A 5,120-nucleotide genomic window follows, 5' to 3' on the forward strand; every position below is an offset into this window, starting at 1 on the left:
CACGAGGCCGGGCTGCTCCCCGGTGACGTCGTCGTCTCCGTGGACGGCACCCCCACCCCGGACTGGGCCTCCGCCAGCCGGGAGATCCGGGTCTCCGACGGCCCCACCGAGTTCGGCGTCGAACGCGACGGGGAACGGTTCACCACCTCCGTCGACATCGTCCAGAGCGAACTGCCCGCCCGTGACGACTCGGGCGAGATCATCTACCAGACCGACGAGCGCGGTGACAACGTCTACGACGAGAGCGGGCGTCGGGTCCCCGCCGTGGAGACCGTCGGGTTCCTGGGTATCCACTTCGCGAAGGAACGCGGCACCCTCACCGTCACCGAGTCCGCCGTCGAGGTGGGCGAGATGCTGGTCAACGTCGGTCAGGCCATCGTGGCCCTGCCCGGCAAGGTCCCCGAGGTGTTCGGCGCCGCCTTCCTGGGCCAGCAGCGCACCGAGGACTCGCCCGTGGGCATCGTCGGGATCTCCCGCATCGGCGGCGAGATCATGTCGCAGGGCCTGCCCGTGGTGGACACCGCCGCGCTGATGATCAGCATCCTGGCCGGTGTCAACTTCTTCCTGTTCGCCTTCAACATGCTGCCGATCCTGCCGCTGGACGGTGGCCACATGGCCGGGGCGCTCTGGGAGTCCATCAAGAGATGGACGGCGCGGCTGTTCCGACGGCCGGACCCGGGACCGGTGGACATCGCCCTGCTCACCCCGGTGGCCTATGTCGTGGTGGCGTGTTTCCTGGTGTTCAGTGTCATCCTGCTGGTCGCCGACCTCATCAACCCGGTGCTGTTGTTCGGCTGAACCGTCCGCTCCGCGCGCCCGTCGAGTGCGCGCGGAGCGGGGCCGGAACCCTGCCTGACCAGGGTTCTTCGGGGCGAACGTCGGCCCTCGACGGTGTGAACAGGCGCTGAACCGGTGTGATGGCCGCCACGGGCGGCCGAGCATCCGCTCAAGGGCGGGTAACCTTGAGGTCGCGTTGCGGGAACGACGGTGACGGCCTCGGCTGACCGGTCAGAGCACCCGAACGCGGATCCGGGCGCCGCCGCGCCCTTCCTCACGAACCGCGACATCAAGTGCCGCCGTCCCTTCCGGCGGCAGACGAGGTGAATCAAGCGTGACCGTCGATCTCGGTATCCCCGCCACTCCTCCGCGCCCGTTGGCCACGCGGCGCACGACGCGGCAGATCATGGTCGGGAACGTCCCCGTGGGCGGGGACGCCCCGGTGTCCGTGCAGTCGATGACGACCACCCGCACCTCCGACATCAACGCGACCCTGCAGCAGATCGCCGAGCTCACCGCCAGCGGCTGCCAGATCGTCCGTGTGGCCGTGCCCACCAACGACGACGCCGACGCGCTGCCGATCATCGCCAAGAAGTCGCAGATCCCGGTGATCGCGGACATCCACTTCCAGCCCAAGTACGTGTTCGCGGCCATCGAGGCCGGCTGTGCCGCGGTGCGCGTCAACCCGGGCAACATCAAGAAGTTCGACGACAAGGTCGCCGAGATCGCCAAGGCGGCGAGCGAGGCCGGCACCCCGATCCGTATCGGCGTCAACGCCGGTTCCCTCGACAAGCGCCTGCTGGCCAAGTACGGCAAGGCCACCCCCGAGGCCCTGGTGGAGTCGGCGCTGTGGGAGTGCTCGCTGTTCGAGGAGCACGGTTTCCGCGACATCAAGATCTCGGTCAAGCACAACGACCCGGTCGTGATGGTCAACGCCTACCGACTGCTGTCGCAGGCCTGCGACTACCCGCTGCACCTGGGCGTCACCGAGGCCGGGCCGGCCTTCCAGGGCACCATCAAGTCCTCGGTCGCCTTCGGTGCGCTGCTGTCGGAGGGTATCGGCGACACCATCCGCGTCTCCCTGTCGGCGCCGCCGGCCGAGGAGGTCAAGGTCGGTGCGCAGATCCTGGAGTCGCTGGGCCTGCGTGAGCGCGGTCTGGAGATCGTGTCCTGCCCGAGCTGCGGCCGTGCCCAGGTGGACGTGTACACGCTCGCCGAGGAGGTCACCGCCGGCCTGGAGGGCATGGAGGTGCCGCTGCGCGTGGCCGTCATGGGCTGTGTCGTCAACGGTCCGGGTGAGGCGCGCGACGCCGACCTGGGTGTGGCCTCCGGTAACGGCAAGGGCCAGATCTTCGTCAAGGGCGAGGTCATCAAGACCGTGCCCGAGTCCAAGATCGTGGAGACCCTCATCGAGGAGGCCATGCGTATCGCCGAGGAGATGGGCGAGGCCGGCGTCGAGGGCGAGCCCAGCGTCTCCGTCACCGGCTGACGCCGCTCCATCGCAGGGTTTCCGACAGGGGGAGCACGGTCGCACCGTGCTCCCCCTGTTCGTGTGCCGGTGGGGTGAGACCGGCGACCGTCCCCGCGGGCCGGGTGACCACCCGCACCCGGAGCCCGGCCCCATGGTGTGCGTCACTTCCCGCCGTGTTCTGTTGCGTCACCGCGCACGATTCCGGTGCCTCATTCGGACGAACGCAACGAATGTGGGTCATGTTACTCAGACGACCCCATTAACGTGGCCCGGGGCGTATGCGGGGCGCCGTGCCGGCCCGGCCGGGCACCGCCCCCGTCGCGCCCCACCCGCAGAGCATCGAGGAGTCGTTTCGTGGTGGACCAGAAGACACCCGCGCGGGTGGGCGCGGGTGCGCCCACGCTGGGTCGGCGTCTGACCCGGCGCAAGCCGGTCGAGAAACTGGTGGCGGAGACCGAGAGCGGGCACGGACTGCGCCGCACCATGGGCTTCTGGCAGCTGTCCATGATCGGCATCGGCGCGACCCTCGGTACCGGAATCTTCGTGGTCCTGGGCGAGGCGGTCCCCGTCGCCGGTCCCGCGGTCATCCTGGCGTTCGTCCTCGCGGGCGTCACCGCGCTGTTCTCCGCGCTGGCCTACGCCGAGATGGCCGGGATGATCCCCGCCTCCGGCTCCGCCTACTCGTACTCCTACGCCACCATGGGCGAGTTCATGGCCTGGGTGTGCGGCTGGTGCCTCATGCTCACCTACGGCGTCTCCGTCGCCGCGGTCGGTGTCGGCTGGGGACAGTACATCGACGAACTGCTGCGGTCCACCGCCGGGCTCTCCCTACCCGACGCGTTCCTGGCCGGTCCCCTCGAAGGGGGCGTGGTCAATCTGCCGGCCGCCGTCGTCGTGCTGTTGTCGATGTTCGCGCTGCTCGCCGGGGTGCGCGAGAGCACCCGCGCCAACGCCGCCATGGTCGCCGTCAAGGTGGCCGTGCTGGTCATGTTCGTGGCCATCGCCGTCACCGCCGTTCAAGACGGCAACTTCGCCCCCTTCATGCCCATGGGCATGGCCGGTGTCTCCGCGGCCGGCGCCACGCTCTTCTTCTCCTACATCGGCTTCGACTCCGCCTCCACCGCCAGCGAGGAGGCCAGGAACCCCCAACGTGACCTGCCCCGCGCCATCATGTTCTCGATGATCGTGGTCACCGCGCTCTACTGCCTGGTGGCGTTCAGCGCCGTGGGCGCTCTCCACTGGACGGAGTTCGCCGAGGGCCGGACCTCCCTGGCGGGCATCCTCACGGTGGTGACCGGTACCCCGGTCTGGGCGGTCGTCTTCGCCGCCGGAGCCGTTCTGGCACTGGCCAGTGTCGTCCTGGTGGTCCTGTACAGCCAGACCCGCATCCTCTTCGCGATGTCGCGCGACGGTCTCGTTCCCCGGGCCTTCTCCAGGGTCGACGCCAAGGGCACCCCGCGCGCCAACATCGTCATCACGTCGGTGCTCATCGCCGTGCCCGCCGCGCTCGTTCCGCTCGGTCCGCTGGCCGACGCCACCGCCATCGGCACGCTGTTCGCCTTCGCCCTGGTCAACGTGGCCGTGCTGGTGCTGCGGCGGACCCGCCCCGACCTCCCACGCGCCTTCCGTATGCCGGGTGCCCCCGTGACCCCGGTCCTGGGCGTCCTGGCCTGCGCCTACCTGATGTTCAGCATGGCGTTGAGCGTGTGGGTCGCCTTCGGCGCCTGGCTGCTGCTGGGTCTGGTCGTCTACTTCGGCTACGGCATGCGCCGCTCCGCTCTGGAGACCGACGCGCCGGTCGAGACGGGCGCCTGACGGGCCGGTCGCGCGCGTTCGCCCAGGACGGGTCCGGGGAATCCCCGGACCCGCCCTCGTGTTCTCCCGGTGCCGGTGGTGCGACCCGATCCCGGAACGATCCCGCGCCGAAGGGTCCGCCAACGCAAAGATCGATCGCCCTGATGTCCGAACTCGCAACAGAACGCCGCATCGGCACACGGTTCCGACGCCTCCGGACACCTAGAGTGGACGCGGCCGATCGACGACGCGCACAGGGGAGGACCAGCGATGCCCGCACCACTGCGTGTGGCCCTCGACCAGGGCACCGGTCGCAGTGGCGACACCGTCGCCGCCCTCACCCGGCTGCGGACGCTGGCCGGTGCCGCCGCGGCCGACGGGGCCACGCTGTTGGTCACCCCGGAGATGTCCCTGACCGGCTACAACATCGGCGATCGGGTCCGGGAACTGGCCGAACCCGCCGACGGTCCCCTGTTCGAGGCGGTGGCCCGGATCGCCACCGACACCGGGGTGTCCGTGGTCTACGGCTTCCCCGAACTCGCCGAGGAGCGGGTGTACAACGCGGTCCGGTTCGTGGACGCCACCGGGACCTCCCGTGCCCTGTACCGCAAGACCCACCTGTTCGGCGACCTGGACCGGAACCTCTTCTCGCCCGGTGACGAGCTCATCGTCCAGGCCGATGTCGGTCTCCACCGGCTCGGATTCCTCATCTGCTACGACGTGGAGTTCCCCGAGGTCGTCCGCGCGCACGCGATGGCGGGAACGACCTTCCTCATCGTGCCCACCGCCCTTATGGGCCCCACGACCTCCATCGCGACCCTCCTGGCCCCCGCCCGGGCCCTGGAGAACCAGATCCACCTGGCCTACGTGAACCGTTGCGACAGCGAGGGCGACCTCGACTACGTCGGGCTGAGCACGCTGGTCGGTCCCGACGGCACCGAACTGCTGCGCGCGGGCTCCACCGAGGCGCTGTTGGTCGGCGACGTCGACCCGATCACCACCGAGGCCGCGCGGGCCGAATCGTCCTACCTGGACGATCGTCGCGCCGACCTCTACGACCGCTGAGACCGCACCACCC

4 protein-coding genes are annotated in these 5,120 nt (G+C 69.8%); all 4 read left to right on the plus strand.

The window, feature by feature from the left end; translation table 11 throughout:
• Positions 1–798, plus strand: a 798-nt coding sequence (locus tag DSY14_RS26845; protein ID WP_211719402.1) for an RIP metalloprotease, incomplete at its 5' end; no start/stop codon positions are given.
• Between the two features lie 313 nt (positions 799–1,111).
• Positions 1,112–2,266, plus strand: a complete 1,155-nt coding sequence (gene ispG, locus DSY14_RS26850) for a flavodoxin-dependent (E)-4-hydroxy-3-methylbut-2-enyl-diphosphate synthase (protein WP_211719403.1) — start codon at positions 1,112–1,114, stop codon at positions 2,264–2,266.
• A gap of 336 nt (positions 2,267–2,602) precedes the next feature.
• Positions 2,603–4,063, plus strand: a complete 1,461-nt coding sequence (locus DSY14_RS26855) for an amino acid permease (protein WP_211719404.1) — start codon at positions 2,603–2,605, stop codon at positions 4,061–4,063.
• Between the two features lie 249 nt (positions 4,064–4,312).
• Complete coding sequence (locus tag DSY14_RS26860; protein ID WP_211719405.1) at positions 4,313–5,107, plus strand: carbon-nitrogen hydrolase family protein; 795 nt, start codon at positions 4,313–4,315, stop codon at positions 5,105–5,107.
• Positions 5,108–5,120 lie beyond the last annotated feature (13 nt).

Origin of the sequence: Nocardiopsis sp. MG754419, assembly GCF_018207095.1 — a bacterium.
GTDB lineage: Bacteria > Actinomycetota > Actinomycetes > Streptosporangiales > Streptosporangiaceae > Nocardiopsis.

Bases quoted from the DNA above. Each gene is read 5' to 3' on its own strand.
- DSY14_RS26860 (WP_211719405.1), top strand. From the start codon at position 4,313: ATGCCCGCACCACTGCGTGTGGCCCTCGACCAGGGCACCGGTCGCAGT.